Origin of the sequence: Arthrobacter sp. TB 26, assembly GCF_000427315.1 — a bacterium.
Classification (GTDB): domain Bacteria; phylum Actinomycetota; class Actinomycetes; order Actinomycetales; family Micrococcaceae; genus Arthrobacter.
Genome location: NZ_AUPJ01000372.1, coordinates 1 through 2,022 on the forward strand (window position 1 = coordinate 1; position 2,022 = coordinate 2,022).

Consider the following 2,022-nt stretch of genomic DNA (forward strand, 5'->3'; position numbering starts at 1 on the left):
GCCCGCGGACAGGCCGCGGACGGCGGCGGATTGTCCGGCTGTCCGGCAGCTCCGGAACCTGCATGGGCCGCGTTGCCAACGTCACCCTGGACACCGCTTCTGCATATCGATATTTGTCGATATGCTGGAAGGGTCGCAATCATGACGGTCACGTCCCCGCCGGGACCGGGGCCTGAATGCGTGGGACCGGTGGTCCGGTATCTCATCGAACCGCCACGACAGTCAAGGAGAACCGCATGCCTGCTATCCGAATCTACGAATCCGCCCTCTGCTGTGACACCGGTGTCTGCGGCCCCGACGTGGACCAGTCCCTGGTGGCTGTGACCGCGGACGTGCGTCATCTCCAGGGCCTCGGTGCCGACATTGCCCGCCACAACCTCGCCAGCGAACCGACCGCCTTCGCGGAGGACGAAACGGTCCGTGGATTCATGCACTTGGTCGGATCCAAGGGACTTCCGCTCACCATCGTCGACGGCGTTACGGTCGCCACCGGGAGCTACCCGAGCCGGGGGCAGTTGCTCGCATTCGCCGGACTGGGCGAAGCCAGCGTTGAACCGCAGTCCCGCCCGGACCTCGGCCTGAGTGAAAAGTCCGGCGGCTGCTGCGGCGGCTCGACGAGCTGCTGCTAGGTTCCGGCGTGAAGTTTCTCGAGAATGCGCCCCGGTTCCTGTTCTTCACCGGCAAGGGCGGCGTGGGCAAGACCTCCGTAGCGTGTGCCACAGCGCTCACCCTTGCCAAGTCCGGCAAGAAAGTGTTGCTGGTCAGCACCGACCCCGCATCCAATGTCGGGCAGGTCTTCGGCGTGACCATCGGGAACACCGTCACGCCCCTTCAGGATGTGCCGGGTGTATCCGCGCTGGAAATTGACCCGGAGCAGGCCGCCGCGGCGTACCGGGAGCGGATCATCGCGCCCGTCCGCGGGCTGCTGCCCGAGACTGAACTGGCCGGCATTGCCGAGAGCCTCTCAGGTTCCTGCACCACGGAGATCGCCTCCTTCGACGAGTTCACCAACCTGCTCGCCGACGACAGCTCGTACGGGGACTTTGACCACATCGTCTTCGATACAGCCCCGACAGGTCACACGATCCGCCTGCTGCAGCTGCCCGGCTCGTGGACCGATTTCCTCGCGGCCGGCAAGGGGGACCCGTCCTGCCTTGGCCCCCTGTCAGGACTGGAGAAGCACAAGCAGGTGTACGCCAAGGCGGTCCAGGCCCTGACGGACCCGGCGAGGACCCGGCTTGTCCTGGTCACCCGCGCACAGACATCGTCACTGAGCGAAATTGAGCGGACTTACCTCGAACTCAATCAGATCGGGATCGGGGGAGGATACGTCGTCGTCAACGGCGTCCTGCCGGAAGCCGCCGGCGACGAGGACCTGGCGCAGGCCCTGCGCGCCCGGGAGGCTGCCGCCATCGCGGCCATTCCCGACGCCGTCGCGGCTTTGCCCCGCGATGTTCTGGATCTGAAGCCGGGCAATATGGTCGGCATTCCGGCGCTTGAATCGCTGTTCGCGGCCACTTCCGGCGCCGATGTCACGGCTGACGGCGCGCTGGTCCCGGACATTGAGGACGCCCCGCTGGCTGCCCTGGTGAACGAGGTGGAGCTTGACGGCCACGGCCTCGTGATGTGCATGGGCAAGGGCGGGGTCGGGAAGACCACCGTTGCAGCCGCCATTGCGGTCGCCCTGGCCAAACGCGGGCATGCGGTCCACCTCACCACGACCGATCCCGCAGCCCACCTCACCGAAACACTCCATGGTTCCATCCCGGGCCTCACGGTTTCGCGCATCGATCCGGAAGCGGCCATCCAGGAGTACCGCGATCATGTGATGGAGACCAAGGGCAGGAGCCTGGACGACGACGGACGCGCGGCGCTCGCCGAGGACCTGATGTCCCCGTGCACGGACGAGGTTGCTGTTTTCCGGCAGTTCTCCAAGGTGGTCCAGGAATCCCGCCGGCACTTTGTCGTGATCGACACGGCACCGACCGGCCACACCCTGCTGCTCCTGGACGCCACCGGCTC

General features: G+C 66.3%; 2 protein-coding genes (1 of these 2 only partly in view). Both read left to right on the forward strand.

Translation table 11 applies throughout. The features are described from left to right. Window positions 1-236: 236 nt before the first annotated feature. On the forward strand, window positions 237-629 hold the full coding sequence (gene arsD / locus K789_RS0114330) for an arsenite efflux transporter metallochaperone ArsD (RefSeq protein WP_024367353.1): 393 nt from the start codon (window positions 237-239) through the stop codon (window positions 627-629). A gap of 8 nt (window positions 630-637) precedes the next feature. Beyond that, window positions 638-2,022, forward strand: the 5' portion of a protein-coding gene (arsA, locus tag K789_RS23195) for an arsenical pump-driving ATPase (RefSeq protein ID WP_272943971.1). 151 nt of this gene lie beyond the right edge of the window; only the first 1,385 of its 1,536 coding nucleotides appear in the window; its start codon is at window positions 638-640; its stop codon lies off the right edge, out of view.